Source organism: Proteus sp. fly-1013 (assembly GCF_040140245.1).
In the GTDB taxonomy this organism is placed as follows: Bacteria; Pseudomonadota; Gammaproteobacteria; order Enterobacterales; family Enterobacteriaceae; genus Proteus; species Proteus mirabilis_B.
In genome coordinates, this window is record NZ_JBEEWD010000005.1 from 203910 (window position 1) to 223751 (window position 19842).

Here is a 19842-nt window from a genome sequence, read left to right on the forward strand (position 1 = left end):
GATATTAGATTAACATGAGCGAAATTAAATATTTAAAAGAAAGGCAATACCTGCAAAAACTGGCTAAATCCTACGCACAAAAAAAACCACATTTAGCGGAAGTTTTAGAGCCAGATGATCCTCAAACCAGCTATTTAATGGAGGGATTTGCCTTTCTTTCAGCTCATTTGCAAGAAAAAATTGATGATGCATTCCCTGAAATTACACTCCCTTTATTGCAACGTCTCGGCTCTCAAGCAATAAAAGGATTACCATCGACATCAATTATTCAAATCAGTTGTGATAAAGAAATTAACTACAGCTATTACATTCCTAAAAATAGTAGTGCTTTAGGCAGTAATAACGAGTGTTTTTCAACTTGTCGCGATTTATATATCGAGCCTTATTCTCTTATTGAGAAACAAGTGACACATCAACCTAATAAAAGTTGTATCTCTTTAACTTTTGCCTACCTTGGCGATATAGAGCAAATGCAATCTTGCTCGCTAAATTTATTTCTTAGCCCAATCAAGAATATTGCAGATACGCTGTTACTTGGGTTGACACAACATTTTGACTATATTGAATTAAAACATGCCGATCAAAGTTATCATGGTGATAATGCAACGTTTTGTTTTAACTCTCAAATTGGTAAAGATTATCCTATTTTTCCACAATCAGAGAATACCCCGAAAGCACCACAACAATTATTGGAGGGGTTGTATCTTCCTCATGTTCATCATTTTATTAGCTTAGATATTCCCGTGATTATCAAACAATTAGATTGGGGAAAAAGTACTCAATTTACAGTTAATATTTATTTAAATAAGCAAATTTCATTAACGGAAGAACAATGCCAAGACTGTTTTTTACTTAACTGTATTCCCACTGTTGATAAAGAGAAAGATCATACAGTTATCCTTGATTTTCAAGAGAATAAATCATCTTATTTACTGCCTATTCCAGATAACCATTATCTTTCAAGTTTATCTGAAATCATGCTTTCATTAGAGCCACATGAAAAAGAGCGTGGTATTTATTGTCATTTTTATTCAATAACTGAATTAACATCAGCATCTCGCCTATTGCCTCAATATCAAAACTCTCTTTTCTATTCCTTAACAATAGATAAAGATATCACCGGAAGAACCTTCTATACGGTTCATTTCTATGATAATAAAGGCGAGGAACTTATCTCTCCACCAAGTCTACATTTTTCCTGTACATATATTGGCTTTGAAAAATATAAAGATAACAGCATTGGTGTGCTGAATGCACACAGTGAAAATATGCCTGATAATCTGTTACTCAAAAATATCACACCTTTATCAGAATGTTTTCCACCTATTGTTGACGATAAGTGTTATTGGCATTTGTTATCACATTATAGTGCTAATGCTTTTATGCTGATGTCTATTACAACAATAAAAAATATGCTAAGTGATTATTTAATTTATTCAGAACTAGATAAACAAGTTACAAGAAAAATAAAAAAATCCTTGGATGGCTGTATTGATTTAAATAGTCAGACTTATGATTATATTTTAAAGGGTAAACCACATCGTTGTTTATCTTTAATATTAACACTAGATACTGATTATTTTGATAATGAGGGCGATGCCTTTATTTTTGTTTCTCATCTTTATCATTTCTTTCCATTTTGCTTATCTGAGAATATGTTATTAGAAATGAAAATTAAATTTAAAGATAATGAAAAAATAAAATGGTTTTTATCACCATCTCCATTAAAAGGTTATAAGTCACTGCTGTGATTATTTAAAGCTACAAATAAAAAGAGAAATAAAAAAATATTGAGTTAAGTGTTCATCTATTGATAACAAATTTATTTTATGTGAGAATTCATCTAAATAAAAAATAAGGAGAAAAAGAAATGGCTAAAGTTAATAATAGCGCTAAAGAAAGAGCCTATGCGGTAGCCCTTTCTGTTGCATCTCGAACTACATTCGATCCCAATAGCGTCACAGCCTCTAAAAAGCTAGCTCAAAAGCGCTCAGCGCAACGTTCAACTGATGATTTAAATAGAATGTTTTCAAAAGCTTTCTCTACTGTTATTAAATAATAACGTTCATAGCAAATATCCAACTACAATTAATATCTAAAGCCCTTTTGATAGGGCTTTTCTCTGGGGAGATTTAGTAGTGCATTCTAAAAAATGGGTTTTTCGTGAATTAGTTAAAAACGAAAATGATTACCAAGGGCTTTTAGCTTATGCATGCTATAAAATGGAAAAAGATAAATTAGCTCAAGATCTTCGAGAAGCAAATAAGTCAGAAGAAGAAGTAGAAAAAGATCTAGAGCAATTTCATAATGCTTCAGTAACTAAAGGCCAATTAGAAGAGTTCAAAAAGAAAGGGTTAAAGATTATGACAGCTTTAACGGAGGAATTGGATGAAGGATTAATAAATAAGCACAGTGATGAAATTCATGTCTTGAAAGAACAACACCAACAAGTAATAAAATACAAAGAGAAACAATATAAAAAAACACTTGAAAAAGAAATAAAAATAGCAAGAACAAATATAAAAAAAGAACTTCTAGAAAAAATGCAAGAATATTCCCTATCCAAAACATCAACATTTATAAAAGTATTAAAATGGATATGGAATGGATTTCAAAGTGTTTTTGCCATCTTGATATTAATTTTTACTCTTCATTTAATTGCTTATTGGTCGTCTGATGAAGCGACAAAATCAGGTGTTATTAGTAGTTTCTGGGGGAAAGTACAAAGCGTATTTAACAATCCAATTCCATCACCAAAAATAAATTTAGATTCTACCAATATAATTAAATAATCACATGAAATTAACTAAAACACTAAAAGAATCCACTAATATCGAAAATAATTTTCAGAATAACTTATATGCAAACAACTATCATATTTATAAACCTCAAGATATTGTTCACTATCTCTTAGTTTAGGATTTCCATAATAAACTGGAAAATCTAATTTATCGGTAAACTCTCTTAATTGTAGATACGCCTTATTCCAATCATTAATAAGACAAAATGTCACACTACCGCTTCTAAATCCTCTATCAATAATTCCATCACCAGTGAAAAAATAGTCATCCGAAATTCTAGGTACTAATTTAATCACAGAAGATGTATTAAGATAATAAGAAAAAATATTATATTCAGTGTAGGTGTAACCTCTTTCTTTTGTATTTTTAATATCTTTTATTGCCCAAAAAATAAGAATAGTAAATAAAGTCAGTAGAAATAATGTAATCCAATATCCTTTTTTCATATTTTCTTCCTACTGTCTTGGTATTATTAATATTCTATTTGAAACCTTATCACAGTAGCTCTATAAATACTGAAATACCGTGGCTTTTTGTGCTTAAACAGAATTGTATCCTCTAAATGCATTGAACGATAACAACCAAGAATATAAATTCTATCAAAACACATATCTCATTAATTGGATGTAAGATCACTAAATTTATATGAAAAATAAAATACTCGTTAGTGCTTGCCTGATGGGATTTAAGGTTCGTTATAACGGCACAGAAAAAGCACGATTAAATACAGTACTTGAACAGTGGCAACAAGAGCAACGATTAGTGATCCACTGCCCTGAACTTGCAGCTGGGTTACCAACACCTAGAGCCTCGGCTGAAATATTGGAAGCTGATGGTTATCAAGTTATGCAAAATAGCGCAAAAGTGATTGAAAACACGGGTAACGATGTGTGACAGCCCATTACCAACTTGCAGCATGGCTTGCTTTGCGTACAGCTTTAGATTCTAACTGTATCGTTGCCCTATTAACCGATAAAAGCCCAACCTGTGGTAGCCAATATATCTATGATGGCAATTTCTCTGGTGTGACAAAGCAAGGTGAAGGTGTTGCAACAACCTTATTACGTCAACATGGTATAAAGGTATTTTCTGAAAATCAGTTGGATGAATTAATTGATTGGGTAGAAAACTGGGATAAAGAAAATATTATTTTATGATAAAAATCTGAATAGCTGATAGCTTAATCAAATAATCATTTGAAAAACATTAACTTATTCTTATCGGATACGGATCATCATCCATCGTTTCAAACAGGCTCTGCAAAATGGAGCCTTCCATTCTTACTAATCTCCAATTAGCTCATATTATTCTTAATTAACACTCCTATTTCGTCATTAACAAACAAAAATACTGCTAAAGACTAATGTAATTTATCTAATTATTTGATTTAGGTAAAACGGTTTAAATCTTTTAATAAATAAAAATTGATAGATAATGGCTATTAATAATCTATTTTTGATCGCTCATATCGATCTTTAAGTGTTTTTACGGTAATCTCTTTTAAAAAGAGGGATTAATATGAGTTCAATTAATATTGTTGTAGGTCAGAGAATTAAACAGAAAAGAAAGCAATTAAAAATAACAGGTATCGAGATGGCAAGAAGGCTTGGTATCAGTCAGCAGCACTATTCGCGTTTGGAAAATGGGCATCTTAAGATAACAGTCGATCAGCTTATTGCTATTGCTTTAATATTGGGAATATCGCCACAAAGTTTGTTGATTACACCCGAAATAATGTCACCAATGCTAAATGCTTGGGCTGAAACAACTTTGTCATCAAATGAAATTGTTATATCAAGAAATAAGAAGCGCCGTAATCTTAGATAAAAATACAATAATATTGTTTAGCGCTATCTGATTTAATATTTAAACTATTTTAGTTAAAAAACATCGCAATTTTTCATCTTCTTGTATTTAAATAAAACATCATCTATTTATAAAATCAATCGCTTGATTTATTGTTAAAATAAAGAATTAATTGTTAATATCTTTCGTAATTGAATATTTTAATCGAATTTCAGGAGCATTAGATAATTTTCGATTAGATCCTTCCATCAAATAAGCCGCTATTTCTTCTGATGATAAATCATCGACTTCTTCAATATTAAAATACTCATCAGGCCAATAAATAAGATCAGAAGAAAAGGATTTGAAGTTTACTTTGAGCAATTTCATTGCATAGGAATGTTCAGATTCACTCCCTTCAGCTAAACATATAAAATCAACAATATTAATTAACTCTTCATAAGTCAGATCATCTAAATATTTGACCTGATTAAACGCTATTTTTGTAAACTCTTTTTCACTTGTCCAAGAATTATAATCACGAAAATCTGAAAATACACAAGGTGTTACTACTTGTGCGTTCCAATTTGCCATCATGATTTTAATATCAGGATCATCTTCAGTTCCGCCATTATCGATTTTATTAGTTATCTTCCGTAGTAAATCGATCAACTCATTGAGTTTAGCTTTACTTATTTTTATTGGTTTCAATCTGTTAGGTAAAGGCATATTTTATTCCGTTTATACTGTTTTTATTAAATCCGTATGTTATTGAATATAATTAAATAATTGATTTTTTTTAGAGAATGTTAAGGTTACTAGTATCATGTTTAATTAACAGCTCTAATTAACACACTTTATCAAATCACCTACTAATTGAAAGTTAGGATTTGAAGTTATCGTAACTCTAATAGAAGTATCCATACGAGATGTGATGACAGCCTGAGTATATTTGACTCCGTTGATATTAATATCTGCTATTTGCCCGATATTTTTAACAGAAAAACCACTCAACCCAGTATTATTTTTAAGTCTAATTCCCAAGGAATCGTTTTCTTGTATATGAGTGTCAATTTCTGCTGACACTATATTTTTACATGCTATAGAAAGCTCATCTTTACTAGTTTTGAAAGATAAACAAATATCATCAGGCTTGCATTGATTAGCAGCCATTGCGAATGTTGAAAATAAGAGTGAAAAAATAGCTAGTAATTTCATTTTTGAAGATCACCTTGTGATTTTTTATAAAATTCATCCCTTATTTCAGCAGTAATTAAACTAGATGATTTACGGTGACTATATACGAAAAAAGATCGTATATGGCGACCTTTAAGATTTATTGGCTGATTTAACTCAGTTTTTTGTTCAGCATATAAATACAGTCATCAAACATAACTCCGCCAATCGTGTAATTATCCTTAATGATCTCTTTAAGGGTAAATCCATTTTTTTCCAGAACGCGTACTGATGCATTGTTTCCGCTTGTGATCACGGCCTGATAGCGCGAAATAGCAGATAATTCGGGTAGTGATAATAAGGCAGATAATGAATCAGTAGCCAAAGACATACCAGAAAATTCACTCGCGATTATGTATCCCACCTCGGCTACAGGTTCAACATTATCAAGAATTACTAAGCCGGTTAACCCCATTGGGAGCCCGTCAACTTTTCTACGGATCACAAAGCATAACCAATGAGAAGACTCTATATCCCATTCTGGCAGGCGACTATCAAAGGCATCTTTAATTTGCTGTTCATTTAGTGGATCAGAAATAAACCTCATTATCCCAGCATCTGCATATAACTTTCTGAAAAAATCCCAATCATTTTCAGTTATTTTGGTTAAGGTAAACACCATGATTTTCCTGCAAGGTTTTTATAATATTAATGTAGTTCTATTTTATTAAATTATTAATATCTGAATTAAGAATTAGTTGTACAACACAACAAACAAAAATGACACCACAAATTAGAAAAATACAAGTTGATTCAATCTGGTGTTCCGCTAATAGCATTACAAGAAATGGGAGGCAGGGAAAGTATAGAAATGGTAAGAAGGTATGCTCATCTAGCGCCTAATCATTTAACTGAACATGCAAAGCAAATAGACAGTATTTTTGGCACTTGCGTCCCAAATACGTCCCACTTAAGAAAAGTAGAGAATTTAAAATGAATGTAGGTGTTTGATTTTAAATGGTACGCCCTACAGGATTCGAACCTGTGACCTACGGCTTAGAAGGGCGTTACATACTGATTTCATTGAGTTTTATATAATTTCACAAGTTTTCATCTTTTTGATTTATAAGGATTTATATACCTTGCATGATTTCAGCTAGTTTCATATCATTTCTTCGTTACTTGACCCGTTACTTGACCCGCAAACAACCTGTAAATGGAAATTAGTTATGGCTAGCGTATTACTGACTGATAGTAAAATACGAGGACTGAAATCAAAGAAATCTGCGTATTATACTTGGCAAGCATCAGCGACTAGAGGCACTGGACGCCTTGGTGTAAAAACATATCCATCTGGAAGAAAAGTTTTCGTCTACCGCTACTTCAAAGATGGAAAAGAGAAATTTATATCGCTTGGTGATTACCCTAATTTATCACTAGCAGATGCTGCAGTAAAATCCGTAGCAGCTGCTACCGAATCATCATCCCCAGAGAGAATTAAATATGAACACGCCACAGTAAAACAGCTTTTTGATGATTACATTGAAGATCAAAAACGACAAGGCAAGCGTTCATATGATAAAACTCGAAACAGACTAAATCAGGTTCTAGATAGTAAGCATATTGATGCCTCTATGCCTGCAAAAGATGTGACTCCAGATCATATAAAAAGAATACTTTCTGAGTTTATCTCCCGAGGTGCTTTAGCTGGCTCAAACAAGGTAAGAGCAAACCTACATGCGGTATTCAACTTCGGTTTATTTGCCGATAATGATCCAGCAAAAATAAACGAGCGCGTTATTTATGGGTTGGAGCGAAATCCTGTCACTGTGGTTCCTAGACAAAAAGGTGCAGATAAAGCGTTAGATAGATTTTTATCATGGGATGAGCTGAGACTATTATTAGAGCTATTCAATAAGCCTACCATAGAATGCCCTATTAACTCAGATTATGCGCGTCTATTTCTATTTTGCGTTTATTCCGCAGGACAAAGGCCATGGGAAATTCTGGCTAATACTCGCGACAATTGGGATAAAAAGAACAATACATTAACGGTCCCACCCCACATTTCAAAAACAGGCGATTATCATGTGATCCCTTTGGTACGGCCTGCTATTGATATTCTGAATATCCAAGAGCTCTTGTATCCAACATCAAATTATCTGTTTCCTGCTGACACCAAAGAAGGGCACCTGTTAACATCTGAATACGCTAAACAATTAAATAAATTTTGTAAGAAAAATGAGTTTGAGAAATTTACACCTAGAGATGTGAGAAGAACATTTAAAACATTAGCTGGAGAGATGGGAATTAGTTCTGAATTAAGGGATATGGTGCAAAACCACAAAAGACCAGGAGTTTCTCAAAAGCATTATGATAGATATGATTATTTAAGAGAAAAACGTGAAACGCTTGATACATGGTGTGAAAAGCTATTGTCACTTAAAGATGGATAATGATTATTTTACGTAAAGTTAATCAATGCTGGAGTTTTTAAGTAATAAAGAAAGCCTCATTTGAGGCCTTCTTTAAAAAATACTAATTTAAATTACCATTCAAAACCAACACCAGCTCCCCACACCATTTCTCCTTCAGTTGATGTGGATACAGATGAACGGATTACAACATTATCTTTAATGCGAGCTGAGCCACCCGCTGCAATTGATTGCTCACCATCGAACCCACCGATACCAACACCAAATGAATAAGTAGCCGAACCAGACAATTGTGGAATGTTTGTCATCGCAGAAACACCAGAGATACCACCTGCTGCACGTTTACGGTTAGCATCTACTTGGTTTTGCATGCTGTTAAAACGAGAGTCAGTATAAGCCATAGAAGTTTTCAATGTTTCGCGCTGACCTTGAATACGATCCGTACGTTCTTGATTGATCGCTACTGTGTTGTTAGCACCGATAGCTAATGCTTCATTCGCTTTGTCATTGATAGTACGACCTGCGTTGATAGCAGTATTCGCTTTAGCAATTACTTCGCCCTTTACTACTGGTGCTTTGTTGATTAACGCACCACCCGCAGTTTTACCAGCATCTTTAACATTGTTAACGATCACCTGACCTTTATTGACTGTATTTTCTAATTTCTCAATACGACCATCTAAGTCATTAGCACCCGGAACCATACCAGCTATTGCATTATCAATTTCGCCTTTAACGTAATCTTTACCCGCTTGCGTATTATCCGCTATAGCTTGGTCGATTTCGTTCTTAACGTAATCTTCTGCTTTCTGTTTAGCATCGTCTTTAGCTTGTTGTAAACCATCAACTACAGCGGGGCCATTTTTAGTAACAGTTGCGCGAATATTAGCGAGAGCTTGTTTCTTGTATTCATTAAGAATCGCATCTACGTCTTCTTTAGAAGTCGCGTTATCGATACGAACTAATAAATCATCATAAGCATCTTGACCGTCGTTACGCAGTTCTTGTTCTAAACGGTTGGATTCGTTTTGACCCATCGCAATGAGTTTCTTCGAATTGTCCTCAAGCTTAGCGTCAACGTCAGCAATGATAGTTGTGTTACCTTCAACGATTTGTTGTTCTAGGTTAGTAATTTTGTCGCCACCGATTTGAATCGCGTTGTCAACTTTGCCACTGATATTCGTTAATTCAGTTTTACCCGCTTCAACGTTCATATCAATTTGGTTTTGTAAATTAGTAATCCAATAAGTGCCGTCTTCAATCGCACCGTCAACTTTACCGCTTACATTAATGATAGCTTGTGAATTATCATCACCTTGCTGTTTCAGGTTAGCGTAAGCAATTTCACCACGTTTAACTTGACCATCAACATTTGCGTTAGTTGCATCGATTTGATCTTGGAAATCTTTAACCACTGTTTCAGCCGCATCTTTTGCAATGTTAACTTGGTTGCTAACTTCGCCTTTGATTTGGTTAACGTATTCGTTATTACCTTCAACGATATCTTTCTTGATGTTAATTGCTAAATCTTTAGCATCAAGTTTTAACTGGTTAGTGACGTCTTTGCTAATATCATTTTTGATGTTAACAATTGTTTCACTGTCACCGATTGCGATATCACCGATTTCATTTAACACGTTGTTAGTGATTTCAGTTTTAGCACCTTCGTACTTGCCGTTTACATTGGCTTTGATACCATCTTTGTTATTAACCCAAGAGTTATTGATGTCACCTTTAATACCGGAGACAGCAGCGTTTACACTTGTATTAATTTCGTTAGTGATATCTGTGCGAACACCTTCGTAAACGTCACCTGCTTTGTTTACAATGACGTCTTTGTTAGCAACGATAGAACCTGCAACGCCTTCAACTTTAGTGATTTTGTTGTTAATGATTTCTACATCATTAGTGACTGAATCAACTTTAGCATTGACATTGTTGTAAGCGTCGTTACCTTTCTGCTCTAAGGCTTCTAATTCAACACGGTCTGCTTTCACATCTTCTAAACGCTGAGTTTCAGTGTTAAGTTTAGTGATTGCCAGTTTGTTGTTATCAGCTGTGTATTCAACGTTGGTTAAACGCTCACCTTGTTTAGAGATGATTTTGTCTTGAGCTGCGATATCACTAGTGTTTTTAGTAATACGTTGCTCGAAGTCATTTGCGGTTTCTTTAGCGCCGTTAACTACTAAGTTAACTTTGCTACCTTCGTTGTTTACTAAATTAGTTACTGAGTTATCGATAACGTTATTAACCACACCAGAGATATTACCTTTGATGCTGTCAGTGTTATCTTTAACATAGTTGCCTAATTTGATTGCGCTGGTTAACACTGTAGTGCTTGCATTAGTAATGCTGTTCACTTTGCCATTAAGCTCAGTGTAAGCATCTTGACCTTTGCTTTCTAAATCTGCTAAATCAGTTTTATCAGCTTTAGTTTCTTGTAGTCCTTCGATGCGTTTGTCATTACCATCAATACGTGCGGTGTGATTGTTAAGACGATTATCTTGTTCTTGGTTTTTCAGAGCAAACTTGCCGTATAGACCAGCGTTTTCTTTATAACCATAGAACTCACCATTAGGGCCAACAACTAACTTGTCACTCTCTGCGCGTAAGAAACCGTCGAACTCACCTTTGTCATTAAAGTGAGGTTGACCGCCGAAAGTTAATTCCCATACGGCTTCGTTTTTGGCTTTGTTAGATTGAATGTTTTTCTGGTTGTCGGTGATACGACGGTCAAAATCATTTGCCGTTTCTTTCGCACCATTAACCATTACATTAACACTACTGCCTTCGCTGTTGATATAATTTGTTACCGAGTTATCGACAGCTGCATTTAACTTACCATTGATTTCATCTTTATTGTCAATCAAATACTGAGCTGTGTTTTCAATACGTGTATTAACATCAGCAACAAAATCCTTACCTTTGTTTTCTAAGTCTGTCAAATCAGACTTATCAGCTTTAGTGTCTTGTAAAACTTCGATATTACTCTCGTTGGTCGTGACACGACCTTCAAGATTATTTACTTTATTCAACGCTTCCGACGAATTCTGATTGGCTTGTTCAACATTAACATTGATGTTATTAACTTTCTGGTCAGTTGCGTTCTGATGAGCTTCAACTTCCATGATGTCTAACATAATGTGATGTTGATCCTGAGTATACTTATTCGGGTCTTGAACTGCCATTGTATTACTAGAGAAAACTACGGAAGCGATGATAAGAGAAAGAGTTGATTTTTTCATATAGATAACCATAAACTGTTAACTTAATAATGATGATTAAGATAATAGTTATTTGTTGATTTAAATATTTAAGGTATTTAAATCCTAAGTTATCAAGAGCCTCAATTCTATAAAATATAAGTATATTATCGTATTATCATGCAACAAAAATAATCATCAAAAAACGATGATGCATGAATTTAAACAAATAAAAACAGAAGATTAAAAAAATATTTAAAAAAAAAACATATAATAAAATACACATTCAGTTACATTGGGTAATAAATAATTTATATATCCCTCATTAAATATGGCTTTTAAATGTTATTTTTATTGTTCAATGATAATTACAAATAGAAAAACTATTCCTCTTCTTTTTGTCTGTGTTCCTCTTCCGCTTTCTGTGCTTCTTCCATCTCACGCATTCTCACGTTATAGATTGATTGCTCTGGCATCTGTACACGAACGGAAATAAAACGACCATCAGGAATATCAATTGGGTCACCGTCATTGAAGCCGTTAATGTCATTACGAGCAAAGTCAGGTGCGTTAGGATGAGTCCGGTGATACGTTTTAACGAGAATAGAACCGTCTTTGTTAACTTTAGAGTCTACCCAAATAAGAGGCTGTTTATTTACATCGAGTGGAATTTCAATACCACCATCAACACCGCCCCATCCTGCATCTGAGTTAAAACCTAATACACCTTCAATGAGATATTCACCTTGCCTTACTCGAGTAACCGTAGCGCCTTCTGATTCGTCATTAGTGGTAAATGTGCCGTCTGGATTGATGTCGATGATTGGGGATGCTTTTTTGATAAAGCCTTGCGGGTCTGTGGTTGTATTGCCAGTGCCCCATGTTGTGTTCCAAATCATTCCAATAGGGCTTGTATTAGTTCTCCTAACGTTGGTAATTATAGACCCATCTTTGGGGTTTATAAAAAGTTTAAATGAATTTGCAAAGTCATATTTAATATTAATTCCCGCTCCCCACGTTGAGAAATATTTGTCATCAGGTCCCCCGCCTTGCCTAAACAAATAACTTTCAGTCCTTGTATTATGTAGATCTGTATCTTTTAATGAAATAGCATCACCACCAATTCCATAATCACCAACAAGCATAAGAGTACCTGATTTTTTTGGTATCTGTATCCCGTTATAACCCGATGCAGAATTTAGTTCGATATTTGTTCCACCAGAATTGTTGGTCGTTAATGATATTGATGTTTTCCCATCTGCTGATTTTGATATTAGCTTCGTTGTTGCTTCAACTGATGACTTGAACAGTTGAGTTGATGATGAACTTTTGTTTGCTAACTCCTGCCAGTTAGAAATATTACCATTCCCCATCCATCTATACGCAAGCCCCTCTGGAGTTGCCTGAATTTGAGAGTTATTACCCTCACCATTTGCGCCACCACCTCTTGTCATACTCAATAATGGGTAGTATGAATTGTAGTAATTTACAGCATTAGCGCCGTTCGGTGTCGCAAACCCTGTATATTTAATACTGTTAGCATCCTGAGTGTGTTTATCTCCAGTTTCATTTGAACGACCTAACCCAAAATCACCAGGAGATAACTTTCTACTGATATCCTCCTGCATCTTCTTAATACTATCTAGTGTAATGACTTCACCATTTGGCATCTCAATTTTTGTCTGCCCAGTCTGAGTCATCCATGTATTCATCGCATCGAGGAAATATTGCGTGTATGCATTTATTGCGACCATGGTTCTAGCTGCATCACTATTATTGTCTGGCTCAGTAATATGAATTGAGAATGTGGTGTTCGTTGCGGTGGCTAATGCAGGTTGTGCTAATACTAATTCAGTGTCGGAATTAACGGATTTAATCATATACGGAATATTCGTGTTTCCCGATTTAATTAAAATCGTCATTCCAATATTAATTGCTGGATTATTATTTTTAAATTTAGTGCCAGTGCCTTTGACAATAGCAGACCCTGACACTGTGTTAACAGTGCCTGTTGTGTATATCATTTTATTTATTCCATAGTTTAATTAAAAATAACATCTTGATTGTCAGGAAATACGATTATTCTTGCTCGCATAATGAATCGTGTAATATCTTTTCCAGAGTTTGGTATTTTAATTCCAATACTCGCCATTCCGGTGCCAGCATCCAAATCAAACACACATTCATTTAAGCCAAAAAAATCACGGGTTGGGAATCCATCTTCTAATCGATACAAACTTGGTCGCTCTTGAATTACACCATCAATATAAAAGTCAGCATAACCGTAACTATCCATCATTTGTGGCGCTCTGTATGCCAAAGCAGAGCGATTTGGTACAAAATAACCAGAACCCGATGATGGGATTTTTTCATACGGATTTAATGCACCCTGTATCCAAATATGACATTTTTGTGTTCTACGTTTAACCTTAAATAATTCAAAAATATCATTGCCTCTGAACGACTCACTTATATAAACATCTTTAGTAACAGAGATTATATTCCCCTCTAAGTTTTCAACATTTAATGTTCCGAGAATTTCACAACTCTTCTCAATAACTACATTTTTTAAACGTCCAGAAGTTGCCTCTATTTCTCCTCTTGCTTTTATGTTCTGAAACTCAGCAAACCCATTTTTATTAATTATCCAGCTCGGTCTCCCATTTAAATAATTATTAGATTGAATAACATTCCCTATTTTTGCATTTGTAATAGAGCCATCTTCGATAAATAAATCTCGAATAAACAATTGCCCATTCTTGGCGTACATGAATAATTCCATCTTGCCATTTACAGGGTTATACCAAGCAAAATTATTGGCGTTGTAACCAAAGAATGATTCGAGCTTTCCATTTTTAACTTGAGCGCTAATAACCTGTCCTGCTGCATTGTATTTAGTGCCGTTGTGAACAATTGTGATATTGATGGAATGCGTGACAACACCGTCACCTGTTTGACTAAATTCAGCCTGCATTTTTTGATTAATCATGCCCTGTTGTTTGCCAAATTGCGCTTGTACCTGTTCTTCGGATTTAGCCATGGCTTTATTCGTTTCAGATATCGCTTCTTTATTTGTTGCAACATCAGCACGAATACGTCCAACTTCTTTATCTGTGTTTCCTAACTTCTGATTAGTGTTGGCTAAATCTTGGTTGGTACCATCAATGCGTTTATTTGTTGCATCATTAGTCGTTTTTAACTCGGTGCGAATTTCAGTTGATGTTTGCCCGAACGCTTTATCTAAATCAGAAATCGTTGTTTTAACTTCTTTAATTTCAGAGTTAAATGTATTTTCTGCATTATCAATTGATGAGTAGAGCTGAGTAACAGTCTGTGCCCACGCTTCGTTATCCGTTGCGCGGACTTGCCATAGCTCTTTAATACCCGCTTGTGATTGACCGTGTTTCACTAACAAACTGCGTGATAGTTGAGAGTTAGCATTACTAAGAATAATTGCTGTCTCAGCATTCCAATCCAAGCGTTCACTGAGTTGCTTGCCGGCTTCTGCTGTCATAAATTGGCCGTCTAGCTCATCGAGTATTTCTTTGGTATTGCTATTAGGCCCCCCTTTGGCTTCAACAAACACTGATTTTCCAACAGCGTTTATACTGCGAACATAAATGTAATAAATATGCCCTGCCTTCAGGTTGCGCCCTTGAATAACCCACATCGTACTGATACCTAAATATTCAGCACGACTTTCCACTTCGCGAATATCGGTGATCTGTTTTTCTGAAAACCAAAACTCATACTGTGCTCGTAAGCTATTTTGACCACCAGAACGCGGAATAATACCCAAGCTAAAATAACCTGATTCCACTTCAATATAACTCGGTGGCAATGGCGGGTTAATCGCAAATGAAGTTGTGGCCACCTCGCCTTTTTGTTTCCGATCATTTTGAGGTACAACGGATAAAGCATAATTGCCCTGAGGTAAACCACCAAAACGATACATCGTATCCGTGGTTGAAGCAGTACCGACAATGCGATCGCCCGTAGTGAGTTTTAATAAAAAGTCGACTCCTCGACTGGAATAAGGCGTGTTCCAACTGGCTTCCACCTGCCATGCGCTTGCATCTGATTCGATATCCACAGAAAGGTTTTCAACCGGTGGGATAAATCCACCCAGTGGCGTATCGGGCTTTGGTTCAAATTTAGCGCCTTTATCGACAATCGCCTCTTTTTCGGGTATGTGCTGTACGGCTATAACCGTAAAACTGCCATCACCATTATCAGCTAAACTGATGGCACGAAATAGTCGGCGACGTAAAGACGGGAGTGTCAACGTCCAAATTCCTCCCTCGCGTAATCCTAGCGGTAAAGTATCCAGCTTTATTTGATTAGATGCGGGATAGCTCACTACTTCATAAGATTGTGGATCACCTTGTGCATTGATGAGTGTGACGCTTGATTTACCGCTTTTGGGTGTATCGATATTGCGATCTAAGGTTAATGTTTGAGAGGCATAATCAATGTGTGTTAGACGCCCACCCACTTGATTGTCCGCGTAATAGTTATCGGCAATTTCGATAATATCACCCGGCATATGACGCAAGCCTTCACTACCAACAGTAAATTCAACCGTCTGTGTCTCTAATTTCTCAGTGGTTAATAACCAAAGACCATGACGATGGGCTTGCCCTCTGCTAGTACAACCAAAAGCATCGACGCGCATCACATTACGCCCAAAGCGGGCAATACTGGCATCATCTTCAACTAGTTCAACACTGGTTTTCCAGCCATTATCGGGATCAATAAAACGAACCTCGACAGCAGTATGACGCGATTTTAATGCACTAAAACTATACTGGAAGTTACCATCAATCACATTGGCGTTGGTATAGGGCCACACCACATCAGACGGTCTATCTTGGATAAAGGTTAATGTTCGCCCATTCCAGACAGGCATAATGCGCATCATGGCACACATATCGCCCATGACATCATAGGCTTTGCGCATATCCGTAATGTAGGCATTGCACGTCATGCGGGGTTCTTTTCCACCGAACCCATCATCAACCTGCTCATCACAATAACGACCAATCGCATACAGAGCGAACTTATCGACCTCACTGATATTAAGACGTTTCCCCATGCCATAACGAGGATGAGTTAATAAATCCCATAATATCCATGCTGGGTTATTGGTAAATGCCGGTTTAAAGGTGCCATCCCAAATCCCTGTATAAATCCGTTTATCTGGATCATAATTACTCGGTACCTGAATAATACGCCCTTTAATTAAATAATTACGGCGTGGAAATTTATTGCCAAACTGCTCACTATCAAACATCAATCCTGCAACGGCAGAGCCTGGATAAGTTTGTGAAATATCCACTAACTCAGAATAGCTCGACCAAACGGTATTATTTTGAATTTTGTCAGAGGTGCTGTCTTGAGTGATGCGGATCATGCGTACACTAAATGGCGCGGGGGGTAAATTATCCAACACAACGGCCATTAAATAAGGTGAGTTAGAGCGTTTGCCATTAATCGTGACGTTTTTCTCTGTTATCCACGCCCCATTGCGCTGGATTTGGATTTGTAATTGAACAGAAGTGGGTACGCGATCACCATTATCTTTGGTTTCAACCAGAGCTTGTGTACCAAAGGTTAGACGTAAACGGTCAATATTGGGCGAGGTGATAGTACGAGTGACAGGGGAATTATATTTAACCTCAATCCCCACTGGAACTTCATTCGCAGATGCGGTAAAGCCACTCATTGCCGGTTGCTCTAATGTCCCTGCTCGCCATTGTGCATACATCCCATTAATGGTGCTATTGCCAGAGCCGTCTATCACAGGCGTATCATCCAAATAAATACACCCTAAATCGTCTATTGAGCCTTGAATATGAATAGGGCCTTCAATCGGTCCCTCGCTGATTAAATCAATTAATGAGGCTTTTTGACGTGATGTTAAATCATTTGGTGCCTCATACGGTGTTTTTTGACCGCCACCACCTTTACCCATGATACGAACTCCTCTTAACCACCGTGTTTGCCGGCATCGATATCTTCACCGTCACTGTCATCCATAATTTCAACGGATTGTGAAATGACGCGTGAACCACACATAATTTCGCCATACGCAATGGGCACCGGCATCCCTTGAGCAACCGCGTTATCAAGATTACTAAAATAGGTATTGCCTTTTTCTTCATCGCCACGAGATAAATTAGGGGGTTTAGGCGCGGGGATCAGCATTTGAGCGACACCACCAATCATCATGGCTGCACCACCCGCCATCAAAGATGTGGCAACGGTTGCGGAGATCCACGCAGGTCCCCACCATCCCAATGAAAATAAGGCAGCACCCGCAACAAACTGAAAAACACCGACGTTTTTAGCCCCTGATAATTTCGGCACAATATGGACGACAGCATTATCAGGTAAGGTTTCATTGAATTTTTGGTGAATTTCTTGCGGGGAAATATCAGTACCCGCAATGCGGACTTGATACCAACCCTCACGAATGGCGAGGCGTAATGCGGGGATTTGAATAAAAAGCGCGTGAAGCCCTTCAGAGGCAGTATTCACATTTAAATCAAAGCGACGTCCAAATCGTTGCAAATTCCCGTAAAGTCGGAAGGTTGCCAATCGCGGTAACGCCAGATTGAGTGCGTCATTCGTTGCCATCGTTCGTTATACTCCTCGCGTTTGCTAAGTTGGTTTGGAATGTGGTGCAAAATTGTTTGATTGCCTAAATAGATCCCCGCGTGGTTGGTGCGAGAGCTGGCATAACAACACAAAATAATATCGCCGGGTTGAGCTTCTCTTTTTACCTGCCGAAAGCCACTGCTCACCATGTTATCGAGATACAATTCTTTGCCTTGGCGCCACCAATTATCGTGACGCTCAAAATCAGGCAGATCATGTCCCGCTAAATGGTAAGCATCACGAAACAACCCATAACAATCTGTTGAGCCATGAATAAATTGGCGACCTAAGAGATGAGGTACCGGTTGATAGCAGTGAATTTTTTCATCACAGACCACCCACCACGGCAATGCACTGTTCACCTGCAGTTGTCGATCTAAGGAGCTGAGATAAGGCTGACCATCAGGGTGACTGTGTACAACCGCGATCACTTCGCCCTGCTGTTCGGCGCGAATAAAATCATCAAAAGAAATCGTGAAATAGTTTTTCGGATCAGCATGCTGATTAACGCAAGGTAAATACTGTTCACCCTGTGCGGTACTTATCAATAAGCCACATGCTTCTAAGGGCGCTTGCTCTTTTGCATGCGCCAAAATTGCTTGTTCAATCATAAGAAACACCTTAGGAGGGAATTAACTGTTACCAATGCGGGACGTGGAAACAAATGCCCCTATGCGGGATTCGTTTTTTCGTAACTTACAGTCACTAAGACGCTTACCGCATTTGTCTTTTAACGGATCGGTGGTTGGCTTTCCCCATTCATCAGCAACAGGAGCACCTTTATATCCGCACTCTTCAGAGCGATATCCCCAAGGACAGATATCCGACAAAATCACGCGACCAGGAAGCATCAATCCGTCGGTTTCACTGGGTGTCGCCAACATAAAGGTAGCGGTTACTGAATTTAAACTGGTCATCTGCTCAATGATCCAACGTGTCACAATCTCTTGTGATGGGTCAGCATTAGGATTGCCTTGGGGAAAATTTACTGCATCTAAAAATTGTGTGCTGACAATGCGACGTACCACCAGCCCACCGATTGCACTATCTAGCTGACTGGCAATCCCTGTAATCAGCCCGAATAAATTCGACAATGTAATTGTGGGTCGCCCTGAGGGGCCTTTGCCATTAAAGGTAAATCCCTCACCTTTCACAGGGTAAGGTTCATAGGTATTTCCTTGCCAGATTAACGGCTCTTTACGCTGATTGAGTCCATCAAAAAAGCGGTACCGAATACCGCCTATTTTGGTTAAATCAAATTCGTAAAGCTCAAGTAAGGCATCAGTAGAGGAGAGTTCGGTAACACTAATTCGCATTTCAGGAGGAATATGTTGCATATTAACTCCAATAAAAAAACCACCCGAAGGTGGTTTGTTAACAGAAAGGTTATTTAATTTTTATTATCTTTAATTGGTAGATCACTACCGCAATGCTTGCATTTTATTGCGGCCTCTAATACATCTTCCGCACAATAAGGGCATTGTTTAGTTTTTCTCTCTACTTTAGATGAATCAGCTTTATCATCATTTATATCTGAATTTTTTTCGTTGTTATTCCCCAAAGCCCAAACATAACTAACAATCCAACCAATAAACGTCCAGCCAGCTAAGACATTTAATGCCAGTATTTGATTGCTGTTTTTTTTCTTGCGAATTTTAGATTCGATGAAAGGTAAGATGTATAATAAGGGAGCAAAAATAAAAAATGATAATGATATTAACTTACCAAAATCATTTAACCCAGCAGAAGGTATTTGTCCCATTGAGTAACTATAAAAAACTA

16 protein-coding genes and 2 pseudogenes are annotated in these 19842 nt (G+C 36.8%); 7 read left to right on the plus strand and 11 right to left on the minus strand.

Annotated elements, in window-relative coordinates; genetic code table 11:
- Positions 1-14: 14 nt before the first annotated feature.
- The 3 genes from ABN236_RS11450 (at position 15) to ABN236_RS11460 (ending at position 2792) form a co-directional block, all read left to right on the plus strand.
- On the plus strand, positions 15-1751 hold the full coding sequence (locus ABN236_RS11450) for a type VI secretion system baseplate subunit TssF (protein WP_349474019.1): 1737 nt from the start codon (positions 15-17) through the stop codon (positions 1749-1751).
- Between the two features lie 119 nt (positions 1752-1870).
- Entirely contained in the window at positions 1871-2059 is a 189-nt protein-coding gene (locus ABN236_RS11455; RefSeq protein WP_088494812.1) for a hypothetical protein, read from the plus strand.
- Positions 2060-2138: 79 nt separating this feature from the next.
- The gene (locus ABN236_RS11460) at positions 2139-2792 is read left to right on the plus strand and encodes a hypothetical protein (protein WP_311755780.1); all 654 of its coding nucleotides are present in this window, start codon (positions 2139-2141) and stop codon (positions 2790-2792) included.
- A gap of 35 nt (positions 2793-2827) precedes the next feature.
- Here ABN236_RS11460 and ABN236_RS11465 read toward each other — a convergent pair whose 3' ends face one another.
- Positions 2828-3247 carry a hypothetical protein gene (locus tag ABN236_RS11465; protein WP_349474020.1) on the minus strand — a complete coding sequence of 140 codons (420 nt, stop codon included), beginning with the start codon at positions 3245-3247 and terminating at the stop codon, positions 2828-2830.
- 199 nt (positions 3248-3446) lie between these two features.
- Between ABN236_RS11465 and ABN236_RS11470 the strand changes: the two are divergent.
- Positions 3447-3958 (plus strand): annotated as a pseudogene (locus ABN236_RS11470) (2-thiouracil desulfurase family protein).
- Positions 3959-4319: 361 nt separating this feature from the next.
- Positions 4320-4628, plus strand: coding sequence for a helix-turn-helix domain-containing protein (locus ABN236_RS11475; RefSeq protein WP_088494807.1), 309 nt, complete (start codon positions 4320-4322; stop codon positions 4626-4628).
- Positions 4629-4775: 147 nt separating this feature from the next.
- Here the strand turns inward: ABN236_RS11475 and ABN236_RS11480 are convergent, their stop codons facing one another.
- The 3 genes from ABN236_RS11480 to ABN236_RS11490 form a co-directional block, all read right to left on the minus strand.
- Entirely contained in the window at positions 4776-5315 is a 540-nt protein-coding gene (locus tag ABN236_RS11480) for a hypothetical protein (RefSeq protein ID WP_349474021.1), read from the minus strand.
- A gap of 114 nt (positions 5316-5429) precedes the next feature.
- Entirely contained in the window at positions 5430-5804 is a 375-nt protein-coding gene (locus tag ABN236_RS11485; RefSeq protein ID WP_349474022.1) for a hypothetical protein, read from the minus strand.
- 130 nt (positions 5805-5934) lie between these two features.
- Positions 5935-6444: a GNAT family N-acetyltransferase gene (locus tag ABN236_RS11490; protein ID WP_311755783.1), complete on the minus strand. Its 510-nt coding sequence runs from the start codon at positions 6442-6444 to the stop codon at positions 5935-5937.
- 126 nt (positions 6445-6570) lie between these two features.
- Here ABN236_RS11490 and ABN236_RS11495 point away from each other — a divergent pair.
- Together ABN236_RS11495 and ABN236_RS11500 are read left to right on the plus strand one after the other, a co-directional pair.
- A pseudogene (locus tag ABN236_RS11495) lies at positions 6571-6759 on the plus strand (integrase); the annotation flags it as partial.
- A 232-nt stretch (positions 6760-6991) separates the two neighbouring features.
- Entirely contained in the window at positions 6992-8218 is a 1227-nt protein-coding gene (locus ABN236_RS11500; protein WP_349474023.1) for a tyrosine-type recombinase/integrase, read from the plus strand.
- A gap of 92 nt (positions 8219-8310) precedes the next feature.
- On the opposite strand, the gene ABN236_RS11505 is transcribed toward ABN236_RS11500, so the two are convergent.
- The 7 genes from ABN236_RS11505 to ABN236_RS11535 all read right to left on the minus strand — a co-directional run bounded on the left by ABN236_RS11505 (position 8311) and on the right by ABN236_RS11535 (position 19822).
- Positions 8311-11442, minus strand: a complete 3132-nt coding sequence (locus ABN236_RS11505) for a YadA-like family protein (protein ID WP_349474024.1) — start codon at positions 11440-11442, stop codon at positions 8311-8313.
- Between the two features lie 341 nt (positions 11443-11783).
- Positions 11784-13424 (minus strand): phage tail fiber protein, encoded by a 1641-nt coding sequence (locus ABN236_RS11510; protein WP_349474025.1) that lies wholly within the window; start codon positions 13422-13424, stop codon positions 11784-11786.
- A gap of 17 nt (positions 13425-13441) precedes the next feature.
- Positions 13442-17374 carry a TipJ family phage tail tip protein gene (locus tag ABN236_RS11515; RefSeq protein ID WP_349474026.1) on the minus strand — a complete coding sequence of 1311 codons (3933 nt, stop codon included), beginning with the start codon at positions 17372-17374 and terminating at the stop codon, positions 13442-13444.
- A gap of 14 nt (positions 17375-17388) precedes the next feature.
- Positions 17389-18039 (minus strand): tail assembly protein, encoded by a 651-nt coding sequence (locus ABN236_RS11520; RefSeq protein ID WP_196547200.1) that lies wholly within the window; start codon positions 18037-18039, stop codon positions 17389-17391.
- Complete coding sequence (locus tag ABN236_RS11525; protein ID WP_349474100.1) at positions 17943-18671, minus strand: C40 family peptidase; 729 nt, start codon at positions 18669-18671, stop codon at positions 17943-17945. The genes ABN236_RS11520 and ABN236_RS11525 overlap by 97 nt, the downstream gene beginning before the upstream one ends.
- Positions 18672-18692: 21 nt before the next feature.
- The gene (locus ABN236_RS11530) at positions 18693-19397 is read right to left on the minus strand and encodes a phage minor tail protein L (protein WP_161681303.1); all 705 of its coding nucleotides are present in this window, start codon (positions 19395-19397) and stop codon (positions 18693-18695) included.
- Positions 19398-19450: 53 nt separating this feature from the next.
- A complete protein-coding gene (locus ABN236_RS11535) occupies positions 19451-19822 on the minus strand; it encodes a superinfection immunity protein (protein ID WP_109391038.1) in 372 nt (123 codons plus the stop codon).
- Positions 19823-19842 lie beyond the last annotated feature (20 nt).

Bases quoted from the DNA above. Each gene is read 5' to 3' on its own strand.
- ABN236_RS11450 (WP_349474019.1), top strand. From the start codon at position 15: ATGAGCGAAATTAAATATTTAAAAGAAAGGCAATACCTGCAAAAACTG.
- ABN236_RS11455 (WP_088494812.1), top strand. From the start codon at position 1,871: ATGGCTAAAGTTAATAATAGCGCTAAAGAAAGAGCCTATGCGGTAGCC.
- ABN236_RS11465 (WP_349474020.1), bottom strand. From the start codon at position 3,247: ATGAAAAAAGGATATTGGATTACATTATTTCTACTGACTTTATTTACT.
- ABN236_RS11475 (WP_088494807.1), top strand. From the start codon at position 4,320: ATGAGTTCAATTAATATTGTTGTAGGTCAGAGAATTAAACAGAAAAGA.
- ABN236_RS11480 (WP_349474021.1), bottom strand. From the start codon at position 5,315: ATGCCTTTACCTAACAGATTGAAACCAATAAAAATAAGTAAAGCTAAA.
- ABN236_RS11485 (WP_349474022.1), bottom strand. From the start codon at position 5,804: ATGAAATTACTAGCTATTTTTTCACTCTTATTTTCAACATTCGCAATG.
- ABN236_RS11490 (WP_311755783.1), bottom strand. From the start codon at position 6,444: ATGGTGTTTACCTTAACCAAAATAACTGAAAATGATTGGGATTTTTTC.
- ABN236_RS11500 (WP_349474023.1), top strand. From the start codon at position 6,992: ATGGCTAGCGTATTACTGACTGATAGTAAAATACGAGGACTGAAATCA.
- ABN236_RS11505 (WP_349474024.1), bottom strand. From the start codon at position 11,442: ATGAAAAAATCAACTCTTTCTCTTATCATCGCTTCCGTAGTTTTCTCT.
- ABN236_RS11510 (WP_349474025.1), bottom strand. From the start codon at position 13,424: ATGATATACACAACAGGCACTGTTAACACAGTGTCAGGGTCTGCTATT.
- ABN236_RS11515 (WP_349474026.1), bottom strand. From the start codon at position 17,374: ATGGGTAAAGGTGGTGGCGGTCAAAAAACACCGTATGAGGCACCAAAT.
- ABN236_RS11520 (WP_196547200.1), bottom strand. From the start codon at position 18,039: ATGGCAACGAATGACGCACTCAATCTGGCGTTACCGCGATTGGCAACC.
- ABN236_RS11525 (WP_349474100.1), bottom strand. From the start codon at position 18,671: ATGATTGAACAAGCAATTTTGGCGCATGCAAAAGAGCAAGCGCCCTTA.
- ABN236_RS11530 (WP_161681303.1), bottom strand. From the start codon at position 19,397: ATGCAACATATTCCTCCTGAAATGCGAATTAGTGTTACCGAACTCTCC.
- ABN236_RS11535 (WP_109391038.1), bottom strand. From the start codon at position 19,822: ATGGGACAAATACCTTCTGCTGGGTTAAATGATTTTGGTAAGTTAATA.